23 protein-coding genes are annotated in these 23,754 nt (G+C 66.7%); 8 read left to right on the top strand and 15 right to left on the bottom strand.

Annotated elements, in window-relative coordinates:
• The first annotated feature begins 22 nt into the window (after window positions 1-22).
• Window positions 23-571 (top strand): NADPH-dependent FMN reductase, encoded by a 549-nt coding sequence (locus A7G45_RS10405; RefSeq protein WP_260936582.1) that lies wholly within the window; start codon window positions 23-25, stop codon window positions 569-571.
• A 2-nt stretch (window positions 572-573) separates the two neighbouring features.
• On the opposite strand, the gene A7G45_RS10400 is transcribed toward A7G45_RS10405, so the two are convergent.
• Window positions 574-3,492 carry an MMPL/RND family transporter gene (locus A7G45_RS10400; protein WP_260936580.1) on the bottom strand — a complete coding sequence of 973 codons (2,919 nt, stop codon included), beginning with the start codon at window positions 3,490-3,492 and terminating at the stop codon, window positions 574-576.
• A 135-nt stretch (window positions 3,493-3,627) separates the two neighbouring features.
• Between A7G45_RS10400 and A7G45_RS10395 the strand changes: the two genes are divergently transcribed.
• Entirely contained in the window at window positions 3,628-4,851 is a 1,224-nt protein-coding gene (locus A7G45_RS10395; RefSeq protein WP_226519769.1) for a sensor histidine kinase, read from the top strand.
• Window positions 4,844-5,521 (top strand): response regulator, encoded by a 678-nt coding sequence (locus tag A7G45_RS10390; protein WP_226519770.1) that lies wholly within the window; start codon window positions 4,844-4,846, stop codon window positions 5,519-5,521. Before A7G45_RS10395 ends, A7G45_RS10390 begins: the two co-directional genes overlap by 8 nt.
• A gap of 12 nt (window positions 5,522-5,533) precedes the next feature.
• Here A7G45_RS10390 and A7G45_RS10385 read toward each other — a convergent pair whose 3' ends face one another.
• Together A7G45_RS10385 and A7G45_RS10380 are read right to left on the bottom strand one after the other, a co-directional pair.
• The gene (locus A7G45_RS10385; RefSeq protein WP_260936574.1) at window positions 5,534-6,295 is read right to left on the bottom strand and encodes a hypothetical protein; all 762 of its coding nucleotides are present in this window, start codon (window positions 6,293-6,295) and stop codon (window positions 5,534-5,536) included.
• An 84-nt stretch (window positions 6,296-6,379) separates the two neighbouring features.
• On the bottom strand, window positions 6,380-7,231 hold the full coding sequence (locus A7G45_RS10380; RefSeq protein ID WP_043984616.1) for an SDR family oxidoreductase: 852 nt from the start codon (window positions 7,229-7,231) through the stop codon (window positions 6,380-6,382).
• A 151-nt stretch (window positions 7,232-7,382) separates the two neighbouring features.
• Between A7G45_RS10380 and A7G45_RS10375 the strand changes: the two genes are divergently transcribed.
• From A7G45_RS10375 to A7G45_RS10365, 3 genes are all read left to right on the top strand, one after another.
• The gene (locus A7G45_RS10375) at window positions 7,383-7,718 is read left to right on the top strand and encodes a hypothetical protein (protein ID WP_043984615.1); all 336 of its coding nucleotides are present in this window, start codon (window positions 7,383-7,385) and stop codon (window positions 7,716-7,718) included.
• 23 nt (window positions 7,719-7,741) lie between these two features.
• Window positions 7,742-7,906 carry a hypothetical protein gene (locus tag A7G45_RS10370; RefSeq protein ID WP_090562895.1) on the top strand — a complete coding sequence of 55 codons (165 nt, stop codon included), beginning with the start codon at window positions 7,742-7,744 and terminating at the stop codon, window positions 7,904-7,906.
• Between the two features lie 104 nt (window positions 7,907-8,010).
• Entirely contained in the window at window positions 8,011-9,408 is a 1,398-nt protein-coding gene (locus A7G45_RS10365) for an alpha,alpha-trehalose-phosphate synthase (UDP-forming) (RefSeq protein ID WP_110788959.1), read from the top strand.
• Between the two features lie 59 nt (window positions 9,409-9,467).
• Here the strand turns inward: A7G45_RS10365 and A7G45_RS10360 are convergent, their stop codons facing one another.
• From A7G45_RS10360 to A7G45_RS10305, 12 genes are all read right to left on the bottom strand, one after another.
• Window positions 9,468-9,956, bottom strand: a complete 489-nt coding sequence (locus A7G45_RS10360; RefSeq protein WP_043984613.1) for a mammalian cell entry protein — start codon at window positions 9,954-9,956, stop codon at window positions 9,468-9,470.
• The gene (locus tag A7G45_RS10355; protein ID WP_043984612.1) at window positions 9,956-10,681 is read right to left on the bottom strand and encodes an Rv1363c family protein; all 726 of its coding nucleotides are present in this window, start codon (window positions 10,679-10,681) and stop codon (window positions 9,956-9,958) included. The genes A7G45_RS10360 and A7G45_RS10355 overlap by 1 nt, the downstream gene beginning before the upstream one ends.
• Window positions 10,681-12,336, bottom strand: a complete 1,656-nt coding sequence (locus A7G45_RS10350; protein ID WP_043984679.1) for an MCE family protein — start codon at window positions 12,334-12,336, stop codon at window positions 10,681-10,683. Before A7G45_RS10350 ends, A7G45_RS10355 begins: the two co-directional genes overlap by 1 nt.
• A gap of 2 nt (window positions 12,337-12,338) precedes the next feature.
• Window positions 12,339-13,508, bottom strand: a complete 1,170-nt coding sequence (locus A7G45_RS10345) for an MCE family protein (protein ID WP_043984611.1) — start codon at window positions 13,506-13,508, stop codon at window positions 12,339-12,341.
• Window positions 13,508-14,926, bottom strand: a complete 1,419-nt coding sequence (locus tag A7G45_RS10340) for an MCE family protein (RefSeq protein ID WP_043984610.1) — start codon at window positions 14,924-14,926, stop codon at window positions 13,508-13,510. Before A7G45_RS10340 ends, A7G45_RS10345 begins: the two co-directional genes overlap by 1 nt.
• Complete coding sequence (locus A7G45_RS10335) at window positions 14,926-15,981, bottom strand: MCE family protein (protein ID WP_043984609.1); 1,056 nt, start codon at window positions 15,979-15,981, stop codon at window positions 14,926-14,928. Before A7G45_RS10335 ends, A7G45_RS10340 begins: the two co-directional genes overlap by 1 nt.
• A complete protein-coding gene (locus tag A7G45_RS10330) occupies window positions 15,974-17,008 on the bottom strand; it encodes an MCE family protein (RefSeq protein ID WP_043984608.1) in 1,035 nt (344 codons plus the stop codon). Before A7G45_RS10330 ends, A7G45_RS10335 begins: the two co-directional genes overlap by 8 nt.
• A gap of 25 nt (window positions 17,009-17,033) precedes the next feature.
• Window positions 17,034-18,236: an MCE family protein gene (locus A7G45_RS10325; protein ID WP_043984607.1), complete on the bottom strand. Its 1,203-nt coding sequence runs from the start codon at window positions 18,234-18,236 to the stop codon at window positions 17,034-17,036.
• Window positions 18,237-18,248: 12 nt separating this feature from the next.
• Window positions 18,249-19,091, bottom strand: a complete 843-nt coding sequence (locus A7G45_RS10320) for an MlaE family ABC transporter permease (RefSeq protein ID WP_061005803.1) — start codon at window positions 19,089-19,091, stop codon at window positions 18,249-18,251.
• Between the two features lie 7 nt (window positions 19,092-19,098).
• Window positions 19,099-19,863, bottom strand: coding sequence for an MlaE family ABC transporter permease (locus A7G45_RS10315; protein ID WP_029105067.1), 765 nt, complete (start codon window positions 19,861-19,863; stop codon window positions 19,099-19,101).
• Between the two features lie 275 nt (window positions 19,864-20,138).
• Complete coding sequence (locus A7G45_RS10310) at window positions 20,139-21,056, bottom strand: 3-oxoacyl-ACP reductase (protein ID WP_212807193.1); 918 nt, start codon at window positions 21,054-21,056, stop codon at window positions 20,139-20,141.
• Window positions 21,057-21,069: 13 nt separating this feature from the next.
• Window positions 21,070-21,261 (bottom strand): ferredoxin, encoded by a 192-nt coding sequence (locus tag A7G45_RS10305; protein ID WP_138250779.1) that lies wholly within the window; start codon window positions 21,259-21,261, stop codon window positions 21,070-21,072.
• Window positions 21,262-21,462: 201 nt separating this feature from the next.
• Here A7G45_RS10305 and A7G45_RS10300 point away from each other — a divergent pair, with 201 nt between their 5' ends.
• Both A7G45_RS10300 and A7G45_RS10295 read left to right on the top strand, forming a co-directional pair.
• On the top strand, window positions 21,463-22,644 hold the full coding sequence (locus tag A7G45_RS10300) for an acyl-CoA dehydrogenase family protein (RefSeq protein ID WP_029105069.1): 1,182 nt from the start codon (window positions 21,463-21,465) through the stop codon (window positions 22,642-22,644).
• An 8-nt stretch (window positions 22,645-22,652) separates the two neighbouring features.
• Window positions 22,653-23,753: an acyl-CoA dehydrogenase family protein gene (locus A7G45_RS10295; RefSeq protein ID WP_212807194.1), complete on the top strand. Its 1,101-nt coding sequence runs from the start codon at window positions 22,653-22,655 to the stop codon at window positions 23,751-23,753.
• Window position 23,754: the final 1 nt, after the last annotated feature.

The raw sequence follows: 23,754 nt of genomic DNA, 5'->3' as shown, positions 1-23,754 counted from the left end.
CGACGCAGAAGAGGAGCACTTCATGAGAATCGGCATCATCGTGGGATCGATTCGGGAGGGCCGTAGCGGTGCCGCTGTCGGCACCTGGGTGGCCGAACAGGCGGCCGGGCGCGCCGACGCCCAGTTCGAGCTCATCGACCTGAAAACCTTCGACGTGCCGCTGCTGACCTCCGCGACGGTCCCCGCCGCGGCCAAGAAGCAGTACGAATCGGAGAACGTGCAGCGGTGGAGCGCGGCGATCGACGCCTGCGACGGGTTCATCTTCGTCACCCCCGAGTACAACCACGGTGTCCCTGGCGCACTCAAGAACGCGGTGGACAGCCTCGGTTCTGAATGGTTCGGCAAGACAGTGGGTTTCGTGTCCTACGGTGCCGACGGCGGGGTGCGTGCCGTGGAACAGTGGCGGCAGATCGTCGCCAACTTCCAGATGCTCGACGTCCGCGCTCAGGTGTCGTTGTCGCTGTTCACCGAGTTCGGCGCCGACGGCTTCACCCCGCTGGAACGGCGTGCCGGAGAACTGGCCGGGCTGTTGGACCAACTGATCACGTTGACCGCGAAGGTGAGCAGCTGAGCTCAGCCCGCGGCGCCCTGCAACACTTCTCGGCCCGGCGCCGTGCCGGCAATCAACGGCAGGTCCCGCCGCGGCCGCGACGGCCGACGCGTGAACGTCCGCGACACCACGCCGCGCACCAGCGGCACCGGTGACCACCAGAACCACCGGCCGAGCAACCCCGCGATGCCCGGTACGACGAAGGTCCGCACGATCAAGGTGTCGATGAGCAGGCCGACGCCGATGGTGGTGCCGACCTGCTCGATGCTCAGCACGTCGCTGGACAGCATCGCGAACATGGTGATGCCGAAGACGATTCCGGCGGTGGTCACCACGCCGCCGGTACCGCCGAACGTCCGGATCATGCCGGTCTTCAACCCCGAGTCGGACCGGGTCACCTCTTCGCGCAGCCGCATCGTCAGCAGCAGGTTGTAGTCGGCGCCGACGGCCACCAACGCGATCAGCGCGATCGACGGCACCGCCCAGTGCAGGTCTTTGCCCACGAGGTCCTGCCAGATGAACGTACTGACGCCGACGGCAGAAACATAGGACACCACGACGGTGCCGATCACCACCGCGGCCGCCACCGGGCTGCGCAACATGATGAGGATGATCAGGAACACGAGCGCCAGCGCGACGCCCGCGAGCAACAGGAAGTCGTCCGACACATAGCCACGGAGCTCCGCGGTGCCGGTGCCGAAACCAGTGACATACACGCTGTTTCGGACCAGCGTGCCCTCTTTCGTGGACTCCTGGACCGCGGCCAGGATCTCGGGCGAGCGCAGCGCCCCGTCCGTGCCGAACACCTTGCCGTCGCCGTAGACGAGCAGCCGCGTCGACCGGCCGTCGGGCGCGAAGTACAGCCCGGCCGCGCGCTGGAAGCGCGGGTCCTGCCACGCGCGCTGCGGCAGGTAGAAGCCGCCGGCCCCACTGTCCTGGAAGTCCGCCCGCACTCCGCGCAGATAGTCCGTCAGCCCGGAGAACATGCCGCGGGTCTCGCCGACGGTCTTGGTCAATTGTGTTGTGACTGCTCCGAGTTGGTCGACAGCGGCGCGCATCGAGCGCACCGAGGCCTGCGCGCCGGTCAGCGACCGGGCCATGTCCGTGGTCCCGGCGCCGAACTGCCGGGTGCTGTCGGTCAGCGTGCTCGTGGCCGCCACCACGGAATCCATGGGCTCGACGACCTTGAGCACCAGCGAGCAGATGCCGTCATTCGCGCAATTCGGGTTGGCATTGGTGAAGCCGCGCAACGGATCCATGTACTGCGACACCGATGTGACGTTGTCCCGCAACTGCTGCATGCCGCCGTGCATGGCGTCGATCCCCGAGCCCAACTGCCCGAGGCCACGCACGCTGCCGCCCAGCCCGTTCTGCAATTGCGTTATCGCCGAGGAGAACTGGTCCAGCGTCGCGGACAGCTGGTTGACCGCGCCGAGCCGCTTGCTCAGCTGGGCCACCCCGTCGTCGAGCTGGTCGGCGATGGTGCCGGCCTGATCGGTCAGTGCCGCCTGCTCGGGCAGCGAACCCGCCGGCCGCGATGCCGACTGCACCATGCGAATCCCGGGAATCTCCATGATCTTCCGCGTCACCCGTTCGACCGCGATGACGCCTGCCGGGTTGCGCAGGTCGTGGTCGGTCTCGATGGAGACGATTTCGGGCAACAGCCTGTTGGGCGGGAAGTGCCGGTCCATGGCCTGGTAGCCCCGGTTGGCATGCGTGGAATCCGGTTGCGCGGCAAGCTCGTCGAAACCCAGACGGATGCCGGCCACCGGGATGGCACAGACCACCAGAACCAGCGACGACGCCACCAGTACCGGCCCAGGCCACCGGGCGACGACGGTCCCGACCCGGCGCCAGCTCCGGCCGGGCACCTTCACCGCGGCGCGACGGCGGGGCTGTGCCAGACCATGTCGGCCGGCCAGCCCGATGAACGCCGGCAACAACGTCAGCGATGCGAACATCCCGGTGAGAATGCCGATAGCGCAGGGCAATCCGGCACTACGTAGCATGCCGACCTGAGCGAACAGCAGGCACGACAGCGCAGCCGCGATGGTCAGGCCCGACGCGGCGATCACCGGCGCGACACTGCGGTTCGCGATCACCAGCGCGTCCTCGTGATCGACGCCCGCGCGGCGCTGCTCGTGATAGCGGCCCAACAGGAAGATGCCGTAATCCGTTGCCGCCCCGAGCACCATCGCCGCCAGCAGCGATACCGAGAAGATCGACACCTCGATCAGGTCCCGCTCCCCCAGGGACGCCACGACGCCCCGCGCGACCCCGAGTCCCAGGCCGACGGTCAGCAGCGGGATCGCCGACGTGATCACCGAGCGGTACACGACGAACAGCAGCACCGCGATCAGGACGACCGTGACACCGGTGATCATCAGCATCTGCTTGTCGATCGCGCTGAGCTCGTCGGCGATGGTGGCGCCCGGTCCGGTGACGTACGCGTGCAATCCTGCGGGGGCGGGGGCGGCCGCGACGATCCGCCGCACCGCATCCAGGGCGGCGTTCGCCTTTGCGGCGCCGAGCTCGCCGCGAATCCGCAGCATCGTGTAGACGGCCTTGCCGTCGGTGCTCTGCGCGCCTGCCGCCGTCACCGGGTCGGACCACAGGTCCATCACCGAATCCACGTCCTCGGTGTCCGCGCGCAAGGTGCCGAGCAGGCGGTCGTAGTAGGCCCGCTCCGGCGCGCCGAGCGGGCGGTCGCCCTCCAGCACCAGGTAATTGAGGTTGCCGCCGGACCCGTCATGGAACTGCTCGTCCATCTGGACACCGGCGAGGTTTACCGGGGCATCGGCGGGCAGGAAGCCCCGCGCGTGGTTGTGCGCGGTCGTTTCCACCTGCGGCACAAGGAGATTGCCCGCCGCCGCGGCCAGCACCCACAATCCGATGATCAGGACCGCGAAGCGGCTGCAGAATCTTGCGATGACGTCCCACATGGATTCTGAAACTACGAGTGACGAGGGTCCCGAAGCGTCGTGCTGCGGACGAGACCGGGCCTCCTACCGTGGTAGGAGGCCCGAGCCGTCCCGCGAATGATGTGTAAATCCCGGTACCGGCTCTACGCTGGCACTATGGCTTGGCTCCGTGACTTCGCGCTGCGTCGGCGCGGGCTCGTGGCCTACCAGTACCCGTTCACGGTCCCCATCGTGATGTACACCGGCACGCTGGTGGTCGCGGCGACTGCCGCGACACAGCGGGATTTCACCAAACCGTGGCTGCTGTTCGTCGCCGTCGGCCTCGTGTTCGCGCCGATCCTCGCGTTCATCGTGGGCGGCTACAAACCGTCCACTGCCGTCAGTGCGGCGTCGGTGCTCGCCGGGGTGGCACTGCTGTTGTTGTGCTGGCCGCCGGTCTTCCTCGACGCAGCGCCATTCCTTTTGATGTTCATGCTCGGAGAGGCGTTCGCGCTGGGTCCGATGCGCATCGGCCTCGCGAGTCTGCTCGCCAGCGCGCTGCTGTTGCTCGGCGCGTCCCGCACGGGACACCTCAGCACGTTCGTGCCCTACCTGCTGTTCTTCCTGGCCATCGCCGCGATGATGGGGCACATCCTGCAACTGCAACAGCGTCTCGTCATCGAGGAACGCGCACGCCAGGACGTCCTCACCGAACAGGCCGCAGCCGACGAGCGCCGACGCATCGCCCGCGAAGTGCACGACGTCATCGCCCACTCCCTGTCGGTGACCATGCTGCACCTGACGGGCGCCCGGCGCGCCCTGCAGGAGGACAACGACGTCGACGAGGCGGTGGACGGCCTGCTCGACGCCGAGCGTCTCGGCCGGCAGGCCATGTCGGACATCCGGCAGACGGTCGGTCTGCTGGGCGCGCGCGACGCCGCCCCGTTGCGGCTGGCCCCCGAGCCGGGGTTGTCCGACCTACCCGATCTGGTGACGAGTTTCGCCGACGCGGGCTTGCGCGTGGAGTCGAGCATCGAGGTCGACCCGGCGTCGGTCACTCCGGGGATCGGCCTGGCGCTGTACCGGGTGGCGCAGGAGTCCCTGGCGAACGTCGCCAAGCACGCCCCGTCCTCGGCGGCGCGGCTGCGGCTGTATGTGGAGAAGGGCACGGCCATCCTGTCGGTCGACAACGAGCTGCCGCGACCTGTGGCCGGCGGGACACCGGGTGCGGGGCTCCCCGGGATGCGTCAGCGCATCGCGTTGCTCGACGGCGAGTTCCAGGCCGGTCCCGGACCGCAGGGGTGGACGGTGCGGGCGCGCGTGCCGGTCACCACGGCGACCACCGCGCACTGCGCCATGCACCGAATCCGGCTGTTACGCAACGGGATTTCCAATGTCTGACGGCGCCATCCCGAAAGACGGTTCAACCGTCGATGTCCTGCTGGTCGACGATCAGGAACTCGTCCGCTCGGGCCTGCGCCGGATCCTGCGACGCAAGGACGGCTTCTCGATCGTCGGTGAATGCGCAGACGGCGACGAGGTACCACGGGAAGTGCTCCGGTGCAGTCCTGATGTGGTGGTGATGGATCTGCGGATGAAGCGCGTCAGCGGCGTCGACGCGATCCGCGCGCTGCGCGCCGGCGGCGGCCCGCCGGCCTTGGCGCTCACCACATTCGACGACGACGACCTGCTGTCCGCTGCGCTGCGCGCGGGGGCGTCGGGCTTCGTCCTCAAGGACTCACCGGCCGAGGAACTGATCCGGGCGGTACACGCCGTCGCGCGCGGCGAGGCGTACCTGGACCCGGCCGTCACCGCGCGCGTGCTGAACGGCTACCGGCGCGCGCCCGGCGCACCGTCGGACGACGTCGCCGATCGGCTGACCTCCCGCGAACTCGATGTGCTGCAGCTGATCGGGTCGGGCGCGACCAACGCCGAGATCGCCGGCCGGCTGGTGATCTCGGAGGTGACGGTGAAGAGCCACATCGGGCGGATCTTCACCAAGCTCGACCTCCGCGACCGAGCGGCCGCGATCGTCTACGCGTACGACCACGGCGTAGTTGCCCCGAAGTAGCGGCCGCCCCTCCTACCCGGCGGCGAATTCCTTCAACTTCGCATCCAGCTGGTCTTTGTCGGGGTAGCCGTACATTTTGTGGTTCGAGCCGTTGTACAAAGCCACTACCGGGCAGCTGGTCGAAGGGCCGCTCACCGAACCGAGACTCTTGATTCGCTTGCCGGTTTTGGCCTCGCGTAGCTCCACGTCGTAGTCGACCGAGTAACGACTTACGCGGTCCTTGTCGCCGCCGCTGTCGTAGTCACAGGTGCCCTCTTTCTTCTCGGTGCCCGACTGCCGTGACAGGCAAGCGACGACGCTGATCGATGACGGCGGCAACCCGTACCCGGAATATCCTCCTTCGGGGCTCAGAATCGACACTTTTGGCCACGTACCTCTGGCCACAGACTCGTAGAACGCGATGATCTTGTAGGGCTTCTGGTAGTCGGCGGCATTGCTCACCGAACCGTTCTTGCAGACGGCGTCGAAATCTTCCGAACTGGTCGCAGTAATCGGCGGTTCACCCCGAACGCTCGCGGAAATGCCGGCTATCGCCGCGATGACCACCGGTATGGCGAGCACCGCAACGACGATGCCGACGACGCGACCGGTGTTCTTCTTGGGCGGTGGCGCGTACTGCGGCCACTGGCCCTGCGGCATCTGACCGTACGGCGCTTGGCCGTACGGAGCTGGCCAATACGATTGCGGCGCACCGTAACCCTGCGGGCCGTGCCCTTGGTTGCCCGGCTCGTGGTTTCCCTGATAGCCGGGCGGCGGGTACGGAGGCTGCGTCATTCGTCGATCGTAAGCACCGCCGACGCCTAGGTTTGACGCCAAATACCGCCCGCGGTCGCGCCGAAGTAGGCGCAGCGCACGGCCTCAGTCGGCGAACACCCCGCGCATGGCGTCGGCGCCGAACATCGGCCCCATCATGGCCGAGAAGTCGGGGCCGCGGCGCAGCTTCTGGCCGCCGTCGACGTTGATCAGCTGGCCGGTGATCCACTGCGATGCGTCGCTGAGCAGGAACAGCGCCAGGTTGGCGACGTCCTCCACCTCGCCGGCGCGGGGCAGCGGCGTGCACTCCCGGTAATCCTCCCGCAGCGGCTCGAATTCGAAGATGCTCGCCGCCACCAGATCGGTGCGGATCAGGCCGGGGCGGATGCTGTTGGCGCGCACCCACGAGGCGCCGAGTTCGTCGGCCGCCAGCTGGACCAGGTGATCGAGCGCGGACTTGGTGACGCCGTACGGCCCGAACCAGCGGTGGGTGTTGCTCGCCGCGATCGATGAGATGCCGACGAACGAGCCGCCGCCACCGCGCACCATTTCCCGCGCGGTGTGCTTGACGACGTACATGCTGCCGTTGACGTTCAGGTCGACGGTCTGGCGCCACATCTCCGAATCCAGGTGCGTGACGGGCCCGACGGTCAGCGAGCCACCGGCACAGTGCACGGCACCGGAGAGCTTGCCGTTCCACGCGGCTGCGGTCGCGACAGCGGCGGCGACGTCGTCCTCGTTGGTGACATCGGCGGTCTGGAAGCGGATGGCGCCCGGTCCCCCGGCCGCGGAGATCTCGTCGACGGCGGACTGCAACGTGGCCTCGGTACGGCCGACGATGAGCGCGTTGCCGCCGGCGGCCACGACGCCCTGCGCGATGGCCTTACCGATGCCGCTGCCACCGCCGGTGATCAACACCGTCCGGTCCGTCAGCCAACCCTGGACTGAAAATTGCACCGACGTACTCCTCTGGACAGATCGACGGGGACACGTCCTGTATACACTTTTCAAAAGTTGTACACAATGCTGGTCGGGCGGCCAATTTCCCCGTTCGCCACACAGCACCTGGGCGTACGCTGAAATTTTCCCCGACGAAAGCGGTGACGCCATGAGCATCCAGATCCATCGACGTCTCCTGGTCGCCGGCGGCTTCGCCGTCGCGACGGTCGCCGCACCCGCCATACTCGCGCTGAGCGGCCCCGCGTCCCCCGCACTACTCGGCGAAACCAACTGCCCGCCCGGTATGACGGCGAACCCTGTCAGCGGGTCCTGTTTCGCGAGCGGCAACGACCAGGCACCCGGCCCTGTCGAAGCGGCACCCAACCAGCTTGGCCAGGTCGACGGCATCCCGTGCACCGGCCACAACACCGGCGAATGCATCGGCCTCTCGGAAGAACAGGTGCCCGAGGTGCACCCACACTCGTCGGTGAGTTCCAGCCCGTAACAACAGTCGCCTAAGGTTGTGTAATGCCTGCAAAAACTGATCCCGCCGATATCGGCGACGTGGAGCCCCTGGCCGACAGCACCGCCCGTCAGGCCCGTCGTGTCGTGGCCGCGTACGCCAACGATGCCGACGAATGTCGCATGTTCCTGTCCATGCTGGGTATCGGGCCCACGAAGCTCGACGCGTGACGGCCCGCGGAGGCAACGACGCTTCTGCGGCGTCCACCGCGAGTCCCAAAACCTCCAAGGGCGGCAAGTCCGCCGCGAAACCCGTCGGCAACTCCGACTTCGTCGTGGTCGCCAACCGGCTGCCCGTCGACATGGAACGGCTCCCCGACGGTTCGGTCACCTGGAAACGCAGCCCCGGCGGCCTCGTCACCGCGCTGGAGCCGCTGCTGCGCAAGCAGCGCGGCGCCTGGATCGGCTGGCCCGGCGTCGCTGACAGCGACGAAGATCCGATCGTCCAGGACGAGCTCACGATGTGTCCGGTCAGCATGTCGGCCGACGAGATCGCCGACTACTACGAGGGCTTCTCCAACGCGACGCTGTGGCCGCTGTACCACGACGTCATCGTCAAACCCATCTACCACCGGCACTGGTGGGACGCCTACGTCGCGGTCAACCGGCGCTTCGCCGAGGCCACGGCCCGCACCGCGGCCAAGGGCGCGACCGTCTGGGTGCAGGACTACCAGCTGCAACTGGTCCCCAAGATGCTGCGGGAGCTGCGTCCCGACCTGACCATCGGGTTCTTCCTGCACATCCCGTTCCCGCCCGTCGAGCTGTTCATGCAGATGCCGTGGCGCACCGAAATCATCGAAGGCCTGCTCGGCGCCGACCTGGTGGGCTTCCACCTTCCCGGCGGTGCGCAGAACTTCCTGGTGCTGGCCCGTCGACTGCTCGATGCCAACACATCGCGCCACACCATCGGTGTCCGGTCCCGGCTCGGCGAGGTGAGCCACGACGGCCGCACGGTCAAGGTCGGCGCGTTCCCCATCTCGATCGACTCGGCGGCGTTGGACGCGCAGGCCCGCAGCCGCACCATCCGGCAGCGCGCCCGTCAAATCCGCGATGAGCTGGGCAACCCACGCAAGATCATGCTGGGCGTGGACCGGCTGGACTACACCAAGGGCATCGACGTGCGGCTGCGCGCGTTCTCGGAGCTGCTCGCCGAAGGCCGGGCCAACCGGCACGACACCGTACTGGTCCAGCTGGCCACTCCGAGCCGCGAGCGCGTGGACAGTTACAAGGTCATGCGCGAAGACATCGAGCGCCAGGTCGGGCATATCAACGGCGAGTACAGCGAGGTCGGTCACGCGGTGGTGCACTACATGCACCGGGCGATCGGCCGCGAGGAACTCATCGCGTTCTTCGTCGCGGCCGACGTCATGCTGGTGACGCCGCTGCGCGACGGCATGAACCTGGTGGCCAAGGAGTACGTGGCGTGCCGCAGCGACCTCGGCGGCGCCCTCGTGCTGAGCGAATTCACCGGCGCCGCAGAGGAATTGCGGCAGGCATACCTGACCAACCCGCACCACCTGGACGGGGTCAAGGACGCCATTGCCGACGCCCTGACCCAGTCCCCCGAAGAGGGACGACGTCGCATGCGCGCGCTGCGTCGGCAGGTTTTGGCCCACGACGTCGACCGCTGGGCCCGGGCGTTCCTCGACGCCCTGTCGCACACCCGCGACTGACGCACCAAGATTTCAGGCCCCGGAGCAACCGCTCCGGGGCCTGAATCATGTTGGGGTACTTAGAAGATCGGCGTCATCTCGTCGATCAACCACTTGCCGTCGATCTTGCGGTAGTCGACCTTCAGCCGGCTGCCCTCGTAGTTGGGCTGCTTGCGCTCGTCGGTGATGACCCGGTTCACGAAAGCGAGAACTGTGCCCGAGTCGCGGTGCGACGAGATCATGCCCGCGCCAACGACATTCACCTGACTGATGAGCTTGCGCTTCACCGCGTCGTTGAAGATGTTGTTCTTGGCCGTCAGTTCCTCGTACCGCTTCCGGAACGCCGGCGTCATCAGCGTCAGCGCCTGCGTCGTGGACCGCTGCACGCTGCTGTACTCATAGCCAAGGATCTGTGGGATCTGGGACCTGGCCAGGCTGGGCAACTCGTCGGCCGTCGCCTGTTCGCCGGAAAGCTCCACGTGATTCCAGAACGCCGACCCGCCGAGCGCCCCGAGCGCCACCACGGCGACCGCCAACAGTGCGCCGAGCGCCACCAGCAACCGGTTCATCAGTTGCCTCCGTCCGGGTACTTGATGTCATAGGCACTCATGTGGCCGCTGTCGTCCTCGCGGATGAACACCCGCTGCCGGTACGGCGTCGACGGCTGGTTCACCCCGTTCATGTCGGACAGCGTCACGCGGACCGTCACCAGCACCTTCGCGATGTTGGAGGTGTTGTCGATGCTCTCCAGCGCCGCCGCGGTGATGACGGCCTCCGAGTTGGCCTGCGTCTGCTTGAACAGGTACTTCAGATTGTCGGCGTTGTTGCTCTGGTTCATCATGTCGCGCAGCGGGCCGGGGCCGATGCCATTGACGAAGCGGTTCACGCTCTCGTCGACGGTGTTCTGCGTGTAACTGAACATGTTGACCACGGTCTGCTTCGCGGTGTCGACGAACCGCTGATCACGGTCCTGCGTCGCCTCGATCTGCCCGTTGCCGTGCCAGAGGAACCAGGTGCCGCTCGCCAGTGCCGCCACGAGCACGGCGACGACCGCCAGGCCGATGGTCATGACCAGCGACCGGTGCGGTTGCCGTCGCGGTGCCTGGATCGCGGGCCGCGCCTTGGTGGTCACCGATTCGGTTGATGATGTCTTGCTCGCGGTCGACGGAATCGCCACGTCGAGCACTGTTGCCTCTGCTGAACCGGCGGTGCCGGCGGGCCGTGAGGCCCGCCGCCGCGCGCGGCTCACCGGCGGCTTCGACGTCTCGTCCGTCGCAGCCGGTTCGTCACTCATTAAACCTGCCTTGGATCCTTCATCAGGTCGACCCAGGACTCGCCTGCGTCGCCGTTACTCGAGCCGGCGTTGAACACTCCCGTACCGCCGGCAGGGTCAGCGAAGACCCCGGTATTCGCATCGTACGTCGTGCTCTGCGGCCCCTTCGGCCCGCTTGCCTGCGGCTGGCCCTCGGGGCCGGGCGCCGGCGGGTTGTTGATCGCGTACGGCGGAGTCACCTGATCCGGCGGCGCGAAGAACGGCCAGGGCAGCGGCTGCGGACCCGGATCGCTCGGCGGGTACGGCAGCGGGAACGGCGCGTTGGGCGCAGGTCCCGGCCCGGCGGGCACCCCCGGCGGCAATTGCACCGACGGCGGGCCCGGGTCGTAGTCGGCGCCCGGCGGGATCATCGGGAACCGGTTCGGCGGGGTGATGTTCCGCGGGTCGTTGATCGGGGTGTCGTACGGCACTGGCGGACCGCGCCACGGGTTGCTGCCGAGCGGCACGTAACCACGCGGGTCACGGCAGATCTGCACCGTGGGGGCGCGCTTGCCCGGGTACTCCATGCACGGGTAGTTGCGGGCACCGCGGACGGTGCTCGGATCGCTCTGCGCGGTCTTGCAGTAGAGGTCCTTCGGCAGGTCGCGCACGGTGGTGTCGGCCGGTGTGCGGTTCTCCGGTGCCGGGATGAAGCCCGTCGAACATGCCGGCTGGCCGAGGCTGATCTTGAAGTCCAGCTTCGCACCTTCGTCGATGGGCACGCCACCGGCGTCGGTCAGTAGCGCCGCGATCAAGGCCGGGAAGATCACCAGCGCCTGCTCGATCGACTTGTGATAGATCACGCCGATCCGGCCGAAGTTGGCGAGGTTGGCCGCCAGCACCGGGAACGTCGGGCGGATGCCGTCGAACGTCTCGTTGACGGTGTCGACGGCGCCCGGGACGGTCTTGAGCACCGACCGAATCTGCGGGTCGGCCTGTGCGGCTTCACCGGTCAGCGTCGCGAGGCTGCTGGCCATGGTCTTGAGATCCGCGCCGGCGCGGATCTGCGCCTTCAGCAGCGGGCCGGCCTGATCGAGCAGCTTGTTGATCTCGTTGGTATTGGCGTTGGCCTCGTCCACCAGCAGCCGCGACGACTGGATCATCCGCGACAGCTCCGGACCCGATCCGTTGAACGCCTTGAACGACTCGCGCAGCAGGTCCTGCAACCGGGTGTTGCTGATGCTGCTGACCAGACTCTGGGCCTGGTTGAGCAGGTCCACGATGTCCTGTCCGACCGCGGTCCGGTCGACGCCGATGGTGGCGCCGTCCTTCAGCATGTTCTTCGAGGCGCTGGCGGGCGGCACCAGGTCGATGTACTGCTCACCGATCGCGGACACGCTCTTGACCGTGGCGGTGACGTTCTCCGGCACCGGGGTGTCGGTGTTGAGCCGCATCCGGGCCGTCACACCGTTGTCGGTCAGGCCGACGTTCGTCACGCGGCCGACCGTCACGCCGCGGTAGGTGACGTTGGCGTTCTGGTAGATGCCGCCACCGACGACGAACTTGGCGTCCACGTTGTAGACACCGAGACCGACAGCGGCCGGGAGGTGCAGGTAGGACGTCGTGATCAGGGCGAGGCAGATGACGGTGACGACACCGAAGATCGCCAGCTGGAAACGCGCAAGACGGGTCAACAACATTACGGCTTCGCCCCTCCATGTTGCGTCGCTGTGCCTGCTGGAATCTTGAACGGGTCGGCGGCCTGTCCGGACAGGTTCGCCAGCGCGCCCAGCAGGAAGTCCGGCGGGTTGATCACTTCGTCCAGGTGCCTCATGTTCGGGTCGAGACCCCCCGAGGTCGCAAAGATGGTCTCACCGAGGCGTCGCAGCGTCAGGTCGAACGTAACGTAGACGTTCAGGTAGTCACCGCGCACCGCGTTGCGGAAGTACTTGTTGGAGAACGGGAATGTGGGCAGCAGGTCCAGGTCGTGGATGAATTCGTCGGCGTTGTCGTTGAACGCCTTGATCACCGGGAAGATGTCCTTGAAGTCCGCGGCGAAGTCATCCTTGGTTGCGGACATGACCTTCGCGCCGACCACCGCGAGCTTCCGGAGCGCGGTGAACGCATCTACGATGTTCTTGCGGTTGTCGTTGAGGACCTTGATAGCACCGGGCAGCGTGTCCAGCGTGCGGCCAAGGCTGTCCGTGCTCTTCGCCAGGATCGAGGCGAAGCGGTTCAGCCCGTCCATGGCCCCGATGATGTCGGTGGTCTGCTTGTCCAGGGACTGGGTGAGCTCGGCCAACCGCGGGATGAAGTCGACGAACTGCCCCGCCCGGCCGGCGACCGCGGCATAGGCCTCATCGGTGATGTCCTGCAGCGCACCGAGATTGCCCTTGTTCACCACCAGGCCCAGCGACGACAGCACCTCTTCGGTGGTCGGATACCGGCCGGTGTGCGCCAGCGGAATCTCCGAGCCCTGCTTGAGCCGGCCCTGCGGCGCTTCCCCGACAGGTTCCGACAGCTGCACGTGCTGCGAGCCGAGCAGCGAGGTCTGGGCGACCTTCGCCCGCGCGTTCGCCGGCAGCTTCACATCGCCGTTGATCGACAGCTTCGCCGCGGCATAGAACGTGCCGTCCGCACGCTGGACCGCGTCCAGGCCCGACACGCTGCCGACGGTGACGTCGTTGACCATCACCGGCGAGTTCTGCGGCAACGTCGCGACGTCCGGCAGCTGCACCGTGACGGTGTAGGAACCGGCGCCGTGGCCCTGGGTACCCGGCATGTCCAGCGAGTTCAGGCCACCGAACTGGCAACCGGCGAGCACCACGGCACTCGATCCGAGTGCCAGGACTTTTCCAACCGTCTTCATCAGTTGCCTCCGGCTTCAGCGGGCAGCGGTGCGCCCACCGGGGCTGCGGGCGCCGGGGCGGGGCCGGGCAGCGGACCAGAACCGTTCAGCGGCGTCGAGCCCGGTCCCACCGGCGGCGTGGCCGGCGAAATCTGACCCGGAATGGCCGGCGGCGGCAGGATTAGGTCGCTGAGCGTCCCGTCCGGCTGGACCTTCGGCGGGACGACGCCAGGGGCGGCGTTCCACTGCAGGTACGGCACCGGAGTCTGCGCCTTGGCTTCAGTCTGCGGGGTGTCGTAGATGACCTGGCCCTTATATGCCGTGATGCTGTTGATCGGATGGAACAGCACGGGCGGGTAGTTCATCGCGATCCGGCGCAGCACCGGACCCATGCGCTGACGGCAGATTTCCGCCCGCTTGTAGTTGTCCGGAGAGGCACCGATGTCGAAGTTGCCGCCGCACAGGAATTGCACCGGGTTCGCGAAGTTTGGCAGCGACAGCAGACCGTCCAGCGAGCCCTGCGCCGGGTTGTAGATGTTGTAGAAGTTGGCCAGACCGTTCGGCGTGATATGCAGAACCTGCTCGATATTGTCGCTGTTGTCGGTCAGCACCTGGGTGAATTCGGCCAGCTTGCCGACCTGGTCGATCAGCGCCGCGTTGTTGTCCTTCAGCAGGCCCTTGACGTCACCCAGCGCCTGGTTCAGGGCGCCAAGGGTCTGGTCCAGACCGGCCGAGCTCTCCGCCAGCACCTGCGAGACGGACGCGACGTGGTCGGTGAACTGCACGATCTGCTCGTTGCTGCCGGACAGCGCGTTGACCAGAATCTGCAGGTTCTTGATGGTGCCGAACAGGTCGCCACGCGAATCACCAAGGCGCCCAGCGGTTTGCGACAGTTCACGCAAGGCGTTGCGGAACGAATCGCCCTTGCCATCGAGGGTGTCGGCGGCCTGGTTGATGAACGCACCGAGCGGACCCTGCGGGGCACCGTCCTGCGGGCCGAGCTGAGCGCTGAGCTGGGTCAATTGCTTCTTGACGTCGTCCCACTCGACCGGGACACCGGTCCGGGCCAGCGGCACCTCGGCGCCGTTGGCCAGCGCCGCTCCGCCGTTGTAGACGGGGGTGAACTGCACGAACCGCGCCGCCACCAGGTTCGGCGAGATGATGATCGCCCGCGCGTCGGCCGGGATCTTCACGCCGTCCTTGACGGTCATGCTGACCTTGACCGAATTAGCCTGCGGCTCAACCGAATCGATGGTGCCGACCGGAACCCCCAGCACTCGCACCTCGTCGCCGGCGTACAGGCCCACGGCGTTGGTGAAGTGAGCGACCACCTTGTGACCGCCATGTGACGGCCACAGCAGATAGGCGCCGGCAGCCACCAGCGCGACCACCACGGCTACGACCGCAAGGATCGCGCCCCGCGAGTTCATGTTCTTCATCATGGCGACTTCGGCCTCACGACGATCCGTTCAGAGATGTAGCCCTTCAGCATGTCGCCGAGGCTGGCCGGCAGCTTGCCCGGCTGGAAGTACGTGTCGAGCAGGACTTCCGACATCGTCGAGGGCGGTAGGCCGTACAGGTTGATGTTGAAGCCCGGGCCGTTACCGACCACCTCGCCGAGCGTGGTTGCGTAACCCGGCAGGCGCTTGAGCGCCTCACTGATGTGCTCTTTGCGTTTCAGCAGCTCGTCCAGCACCAGGTTCAGCTGCTTGAGCGCCGGCCCGAACTCGCGCTTGTTGTCCGCGACGAATCCGGAAAGCTGTTGCGACACACCGCGAATACCGGAGATCAGCGTGCTGATCGACTGGCGCCGCTCGTCCAGCGCGGCGAACAGCTGATTGCCGTCGATCACCAGTTTGTTCACCTGGTCGGCACGTTGCGCCAGGGTGTCGGACACCTTCTTGGCGTGGCCCAGCAGCTGCTCGAGCGCCTGGTCGCGCTTGTTGAGGCTCCGAGACAGGGCTGCCACCCCGTCCAGCGCGCCGCGCAACTGCGGCGTCGCGTCGTGCAGCGTGTCGGTCAGCACCTTGAGCGCCTGCTCCATCTGCGGCTTGTCCAGCTCGCTGCTGTTCTGGCCCAGGTCCTGCAGCGCGGTGTTGATCGTGTACGGAGTCGTGGTGCGGCCCAACGGGATAACCGTTGCTTCCTTCGTACCCTTCGGGGTCACCCAGAGGGACTTCTGACCCAGCACCGTGTCGGTCTTGATCGACACCAGCGACTGGTCACCGACCCGGATCTGGCGGTCGACGGTGAAGTTCACCTTCGCGGCCGTACCGGCGAGCTCCACGGTGCCCACCTTGCCGACCTTGATGCCCGACACCCGGACGTCGCTGCCCGGCGTGATGCCACCGGCGTCATTGAAGAACGCCGAGTAGTTCTTGCCCTGCGGAAAGAACGGCAGTCCGGTGTACCCGAACGAGATCAGCACGAGGCACGTCACGAGGAAGACGCCGAGTACGCCGGTGCGGACCGGATCCTTTTCCGGCTTAGCCATTTTCGGAGCACCTGCCCTTCGACGGATCCGCAGGACCACCGAACGGCACGATCAGGTCGCTGCCCGCGGGGCCGCTCATCTTGATCTTGACCGAGCAGTAGTAGATATTGAAGAACGCGCCGTACGCACCCAGGGCGTTGAGCCGCAGATAGTTCTCTGCGAGGTTCTCGATGACCGGGTTCACTTCGGCTCGGCGCTCGTACATGCGCTGCGCGAACGGGCGGGCGTTCTCGATGACGCCCTGCACCGGGCGCCGTGACTTCTGCAGCATCTCGGTCAGGTCGTTCTCGGCCGAGGCCAGCGGGCCGATGGCACCGGCGATCGGGTCACGCCCCTCGGCCAGGCCGCTGATGAGCTGCTGCAGCCGGTCGATGCTGGTGTTGAACTGGGAGCCCTTGGCGTCGACCGTCGTGAGCATCGTGTTGAGGTTGGTGATGGTGTCGCCGATCAGCTGGTCCCGCTCACCGAGCGTCTGGCCGAACGAACTGGTACTGGACAGCAGGTCGTTCAGCGCGCCGCCCTGCCCCTGCAGGGCCTCGATCATGGCGGCGGTGATCTCGTTGACCTTCTCGCCGTCCAGGCCCTTGACCACCGGGCGCAAACCACCGAGCAGCGCGTCGAGGTCAAGCGCCGGCTGGGTGTTGGCGAGGACGACGGTGCCGCCGGGGGGGAGCTTGCGCAGCTCGCCGGGGCCGGAGGCGATTTCCAGGTACCGGTCACCGACGAGGTTCTGGTAGCGGACGAGGGCACGGCTCGAGGTGTAGAGCTGGTACCGCTCGTTGAGGGTGAACTTGACGTCGACGGTGTTGTCGCTCTTGAGCTTGACGCTCTTCACCGAACCGACCTGCACGCCCGCGATGCGGACGTCCTCACCGGCCTTGAGCCGGGACGCGTCGGTGAAGTTGGCGTGGTAGGTGGACGTCGAGGCGAATCGGAACTGGCCGAACACCACTACCAGGCCGGCAGCGACCAGCAACATCACGACGGTGAACACCGTGACGTTGATCATTTCGCGCTTGTGTCTCATGGGCGGCCCCACTCACTCGCGGACATCAGTAGCGGTCCCTCTCTGCGTAGGCACCGGAGAACAGGAACTGCAGCGTCGAGGGAGCGTCGAACTGCAATTCGGTGTTCGGCTGGTATGGGATGTAGGCGTTGTCGGTCACCAGGAACGGCGTGTGGTACCACGAGCCGCCGTACTGTTTGGACGGGACGTCCGGAAGGCCACGGCAGTTCGGGCCACCGGAGGCGTTCACCATCGGCAGGCTCTCGGGGTAGGTGTAGTTGGGCGCACCCGGGAAGAAGTTCGAGGACACGAACAGACCCGGCTTGACGCCACCGAAGACCGGACCGAAGCGGTCCACTGCCTTCGACACACCTTGCAGCAGACACGGCAACTCGGGTGAATAGTCGCCCAGGACCTTCAGCGGCGCGCGCAGCCGCTGGATGGCGGCGATGTAGTCGTCGGCGGCCGGCGAGATGGTCGCGTACGCGTTGTTGGCGAACCCGGTGGATGCCAGCAGCGCCGCGTTCAGGTCGTCCTGCTCGTCGGTCAGTGTCTTGCTGACGGTCGGCGCGTTCTCGAAGACCTTGGCCAGGTCGGGCGCGGCGTCACCGTAGATGCCCGCGACCACGGCGGTGTCCTTGAAATCCTGCTGAAGGGTCGGCAGCTTCGGGTTGAAGTACTGCAGGTACTTGCTCAGCCCGGCAACCGCGGCGCCGGCGTCGTCGCCGTGGCCACGCAGGCCTTCACCGAGCGCGGTCACCGTGGCGTTCAGGTTGACGGGGTCGATCTTGTCGAGCAGGTCCGTCAGCGTCTGGAAGACGGTGTTCATCTCGATCTGGACATCCTTGGCCTGCACCTGCGCGCCGGGACGCATCGCATCTTTCGACGGATGCTCCGGCGGGAGGAACTCGACCGACTTGCCGCCGAACACCGTCGTGCTGCCGAGCCGGACCCGGGCGTTCGACGGGATGTACCGCATCTGGTCGCTCAGGACGGCGAGCTTCAGCTTCGCCTGGTCACCGGCGTACTCGATCGCCTCGACCTTGCCGACCTGGATGCCGCGGTACTTGACCTTGGCGTCGGGGTCCATGACCAGACCGGCGCGGGGCGCCATGACCGAAACGGTGTCGGTGGGGGTGAAGGCCGCGGTGTACGACAAATAGGTGAACACCACGGCGGCCAGGATGATGCTGATCAGCACCGCCGCCGCGAGCCTCACATGACTGCGTTTGGGACCACCGGAGGACATCGTCTACGCCCCCTATCCGGAGAGGTTGAAGTTGCCGGACGCGCCGTACACGGCCAGGGAGATGAGCAGGACGATGGTGACGACCACGATCAGCGAGGTCCGCACGGCCTGACCGACCGCGATACCCACGCCGACGGGTCCGCCGCTGGCGTTGTAGCCGTAGTAGGTGTGCACCAACATGACCGCGACGGACATGACGATGGCCTGCAGGAATGACCACAACAGGTCGGTGGGCACCATGAAGGTGCTGAAGTAGTGGTCGTACAGACCGGCCGACTGGCCGTTGATGTACACCGTGGTGGCCCGGGCCGCGAAGAATGACGCCAGGACGGCCAGCGCGTACAGCGGGATGACGGCGATCAGACCCGCGATGATGCGCGTGGACACCAGGTAGGACACCGAGTGCACGGCCATCGATTCGACGGCGTCGATCTCCTCGGCCACGCGCATGGCGCCCAGCTGCGCGGTACAGCCGGCGCCGATGGTGGCGGCCAGCGCGATACCGGCGATGATCGGCGCGACGATGCGGACGTTGAGGAACGCGGACAGGAAGCCTGTCAGCGCCTCGATACCGATGTTGCCCAGCGAGGAGTAGCCCTGGACGGCGATGACGCCACCGGAGGCCAGCGTCATGAACGCCGCGACGCCGACGGTGCCGCCGATCATCACCAGCGCGCCGGTGCCCATGGTCATCTCGGCGATGAGCCGGATGGTCTCGCGGCGGTAGCGCGTCAGCGCGTTGGGGATGTAGCGGAAGGATTCCCCGTAGAACAGCGCCTGCTCACCGATGCCGTCGAAGACGCCGGGCACAGCCCGGAACAATCGTTTGAAACGGAGGGTTGCGTCGTAACTCATGGCCGAATCACCTCACCAGTACTCGGACGCCGATGGCGGTCATGATCACGTTGATGACGAACAGACAGATGAAGGCGTAGACCACGGTCTCGTTCACCGCGATGCCGACGCCCTTGGGGCCACCCTTGACGGTGAGGCCGCGGTAGCAGCCGACCATGCCGGCCAGCAGGCCGAACAGCACGGCCTTGATCTCGGCGAGCATCAGCTCGCCCAGGCCGGTCAGCACCGTCAGGCCGTTGATGAACGAACCCGGGTTGACGCCCTGCAGGAAGACGGAGAAGACGTAGCCGCCCGAGATGCCGATGGCGCACACCAGGTTGTTCAGCAGCACCGCGACAAAGGTCGACGCGAGAACGCGGGGCACGACCAGCCGCTGGATCGGGTCGATGCCGAGCACGCGCATCGCGTCGATCTCTTCGCGGATGGTGCGGGCACCAAGGTCGGCGCAGATTGCGGTGGCGCCGGCGCCGGCGACCACCAGCACCGTGACGACGGGGCCCAGCTGGGTGACCGTGCCGAATGCGGTACCGGCGCCGGAGAGGTCGGCGGCGCCGATCTCACGCAGCAGGATGTTCAGCGTGAAGGCGACCAGCACGGTGAACGGAATGGCGACGAGCAGGGTCGGCACGAGCGATACGCGGGCGATCATCCAGGTTTGTTCGAAGAACTCCCGGAATTGAAAAGGGCGACGCCACATCTTTGTGAATGTGTCGAGGGCCATTTCGAAGAACCCGCCGACGGCCCGGGCCGGAGCCGCAAGCTGTTCGATCAACCTTCGACTCCATTCTCGGTGCGGGCTGAGCAGTCACGGCGAAGAGTGGGGTTTCCCTCTTCCACAGCGGCCTGATCACCACGTTGTAATGCATGGCTCTTGTGAGCCGGCTCATAGTAGCTAGAACATGTTCGCAGTGGCAAAAGAACAGCAAAATCACTGGGAAACGACATATAATCGCAGCTCAGGATATATTTTGACGTTGCCGCCACTGTAACAAGTTCTCGTGCCGACGCGGCGCTTTCGACGCCGCGTCAGCACTCGATCCGGGACGTTCAGTCCCTCGACTCCATCAGGGCAGTCGCCGAGAAATTCCGCTCCGGATCGCGGTCAGCAAAATATCCGCGCAACGTGGCACTCAGTTGTGTCATGTCCCACTCAGCGGACGACGCTGTGAAGTGGCTCTCCACGGTCGGGGCTGCTACCAGGGTCACAGTCGGACCATAAACGATGAAGAGCTGGCCATTCACGTTTTCCGACGCGGGCGAGGAAAGGAAACGCACCAATTTCACAACGTGTTCCGGCGACAGCGGGTCGACCTCTCCTTCACCAGGAGCCGCACCGAACACATCTGCCGTCATCGCGGTGCGCGCCCGCGGTGCGATCGCATTGGCGCGGACGCCGTAGCGCTCCAGACCGCGGGCCGCGGTCAGGGTCAGCGCCGTGATGCCGGCCTTGGCGGCGCCGTAGTTCGCCTGCCCCACCGGACCGGCGAGGCCGGCCTCGGACGACGTGTTGACGATCCGGCCGTACACCTTGCCGTCGGCCGACTCCTTGGCCTTGGCGCGCCAGTAGGTCGCGGCGTTGCGGGTCAGCAGGAAGTGGCCGCGGAGGTGGACCGCGATGACCGCGTCCCAGTCCTCGTCGGTCATGTTGAACAGCATCTTGTCGCGGGTGATGCCGGCGTTGTTCACGACGATGTTCAGCCCGCCCAGGCTGTCCGCGGTGGCGACCAGTTCGTCGGCGGTGCTGCGGGCGCTGATATCCCCGGCCACCGCAATGCCTTTGGAGCCGGCGGCCTCGATCTCGGCGAGCACGTCCGACTTGTCCAGTGCGCCGGCCATGTCGTTCACCACGACGGTGGCGCCGGCCTGCGCCAGGCCGATGGCCTCGGCGCGGCCCAGTCCCGCGGCGGCACCGGTGACCACGGCCACCTTGCCGGAGAGGTCGGTGGAGTCCAGTTCGCTAGTCAATTTATGAATACCTCTAGTCTTTGCGGAGAAGGGCGGCGCGGGGGCATTCCGCGATGGACTGCTCGGCCAGTTCTACCTGGTCGGCAGGCACCGGATCGGCCTTGACTACTGCATAGTCGTTGTCGTCGAGATCGAAAAGGTCCGGCGCAATTCCCACGCAAACCGCGTTTCCTTCACAGCGATCGTGATCAACTTCAACCCGCATGACACCCTCCTGAGAGCCCGGATTTCGACGGTGAGGCCAACATAACGACCCCGCCATGGCGATGCCAGTGTGGCACGCTCTGGACCCCAAGACTAGAACGTGTTACAAGTTTGAATAGGCACGGGTCGATGAAAGCGGCCCCAGCAACGTGACAAACGGACCAGAGACCTACCCCAATTCAACTGATAAAGGATGAGTTCGATGCGGATCGGCTACACGCCCGAGCAGGAGGAGCTGCGGCGCGAACTGCGCTCGTACTTCACCAAGCTCATGACCCCGGAGCGCGCCGAGGCGCTGGCGTCCAACGACGGCGAGATGGGACGCGGCAACGTCTACCGCGAGACCGTCGAGCAGATGGGCAAGGACGGCTGGCTGACGCTGAGCTGGCCCAAGGAGTACGGGGGCCAGGCCCGCCCGCCGATGGACGGCCTGATCTTCAACGACGAGGCCGCCATCGCCAACGTCCCGGTGCCGTTCCTGACCATCAACTCCGTGGCACCGACGATCATGCACTTCGGCACCGAGGAGCAGAAGAAGTTCTTCCTGCCCAAGATCGCCGCGGGCCAGCTGCACTTCTCCATCGGCTACTCCGAGCCCGGCGCCGGCACCGACCTGGCGTCGCTGCGCACCACCGCGGTCCGCGACGGTGACGATTACGTCATCAACGGCCAGAAGATGTGGACGTCGCTGATCGCCTACGCCGACTACGTCTGGCTGGCGGCCCGCACCAACCCCGAGGCCAAGAAGCACCGCGGCATCTCGATGCTGATCGTGCCGACCACCGCCGAGGGCTTCTCCTGGACGCCGGTGCACACCATGTCCGGTGTGGACACCAGTGCCACCTACTACCAGGACGTCCGGGTCCCGACCTCCAGCCTGGTCGGCGAAGAGCACGGCGGCTGGAAGCTGGTCACCAACCAGCTCAACCACGAGCGCGTGGCCCTGGTGTCGGCGCAGCCGATCTTCGTCGCACTGGACGGGGTTCGGGAATGGGCCCAGAACACCAAGGACCACCACGGCAAGCGCCTCATCGACTCCGAGTGGGTGCAGCTGAACCTGGCCCGGGTGCATGCCAAGGCCGAAGTGCTGAAGCTGATCAACTGGGAGCTGGCCTCGGCCACCGACTCCGCGCCCTCCCCCGCCGACGCATCGGCGGCCAAGGTCTACGGCACCGAGCTGGCCACCGAGGCCTACCGGCTGCTGATGGAGGTGCTCGGCACCTCGGCGACCCTGCGCCGCGACACCCCGGGTGCGCTGCTGCGTGGCCGGATCGAGCGCTGGCACCGGTCCTGCCTGATCCTGACCTTCGGCGGCGGCACCAACGAGATTCAGCGCGACATCATCGGCATGGTGGCTCTTGGCCTGCCCCGAGTGAACCGGTAAGGACTGACATGGATTTCAAGACAACCGAAGCATCTGAGGACCTCGGCGGCCTGGTCCGGTCCATCACCGAATCGGTGGTGACCCCGGAACGGCAGAAGGAGCTGGACAAGCTCGACGAACGGTTCGACCGTGAACTGTGGGACAAGCTGATCGATTCCGACATCCTGTCGACCACCGCACCGGAGTCGGTGGGCGGCGGTGGTTTCGGTCCGCTGGAGCAGTCCGCCGTGCTCGTGGCACTGGGCCGTCAGCTCGCGGCGGTGCCGTACCTCGAGTCGACCATCCTGGCCGCCGGTGCCATCGCCGAATTCGGTTCGGCCGAGCTGCAATCCGAGTGGGCCGCCCCGGCGGTCGCCGGCAGCAAGATCGTCGTGCCGGCGCTCGACGGCGAGATGGGCCAGGGCCCGGTGCAGGCCACCGGCAGCGATGAGACCGGCTACAAGCTCACCGGCACCCGCACCCAGGTCGCCTACGGCCCGGTCGCCGATGCCCTCCTGGTGCCGGCCGAAAGCGATTCCGGCGTCAAGGTTTTCCTGGTCGCGGCAGCCGACGCGGGCGTCACCGTCACCTCGCTCGACACCACCGGACACGGCAGCGTCGCGCACCTGGATCTGCAGGGCGTGACCGTCGCCGCTGACCGCATCGTCGGCGGCGCCGAGGTGCTCGCCTGGCTGCAGCTGCGGGGTGCCCTGGGCCGCACCGCATTCCAGCTCGGCGTGGTGGAGCGCGCGCTGGAGCTCACCGCGTTGTACGCCCGCGAGCGCGAGCAGTTCGACCGCCCCATCGGCAGCTTCCAGGCCGTGTCGTCCCGGTTGGCCGACGGCTACATCGACGTCAAGGCGCTGCGCCTGACGCTGACCCAGGCTTCCTGGCGCGTGGCCGAGGGGCTGCCAGCCGAGGTGGACGTGAACACCGCGGCGTTCTGGGCCGCCGAGGCCGGGCACCGGGTGGCGCACACCGCGGTGCACGTGCACGGTGGTGTCGGCATCGACATGGATCACCCGGTGCACCGCTACTTCCTGGCCGCCAAGCAGACCGAGTTCGCGGTCGGCGGGGCCACCGGGCAGCTGCTGCAGATCGGGCGCGAACTCGCCGAGACGCCCGTCTAGA

It is taken from the genome of Mycolicibacterium llatzerense (genome assembly GCF_025331195.1).
Taxonomy (GTDB): Bacteria; Actinomycetota; Actinomycetes; order Mycobacteriales; family Mycobacteriaceae; genus Mycobacterium; species Mycobacterium llatzerense.
Note: the sequence above shows the minus strand (reverse complement) of the source record. Positions and strands in the feature narration are given on the sequence as shown.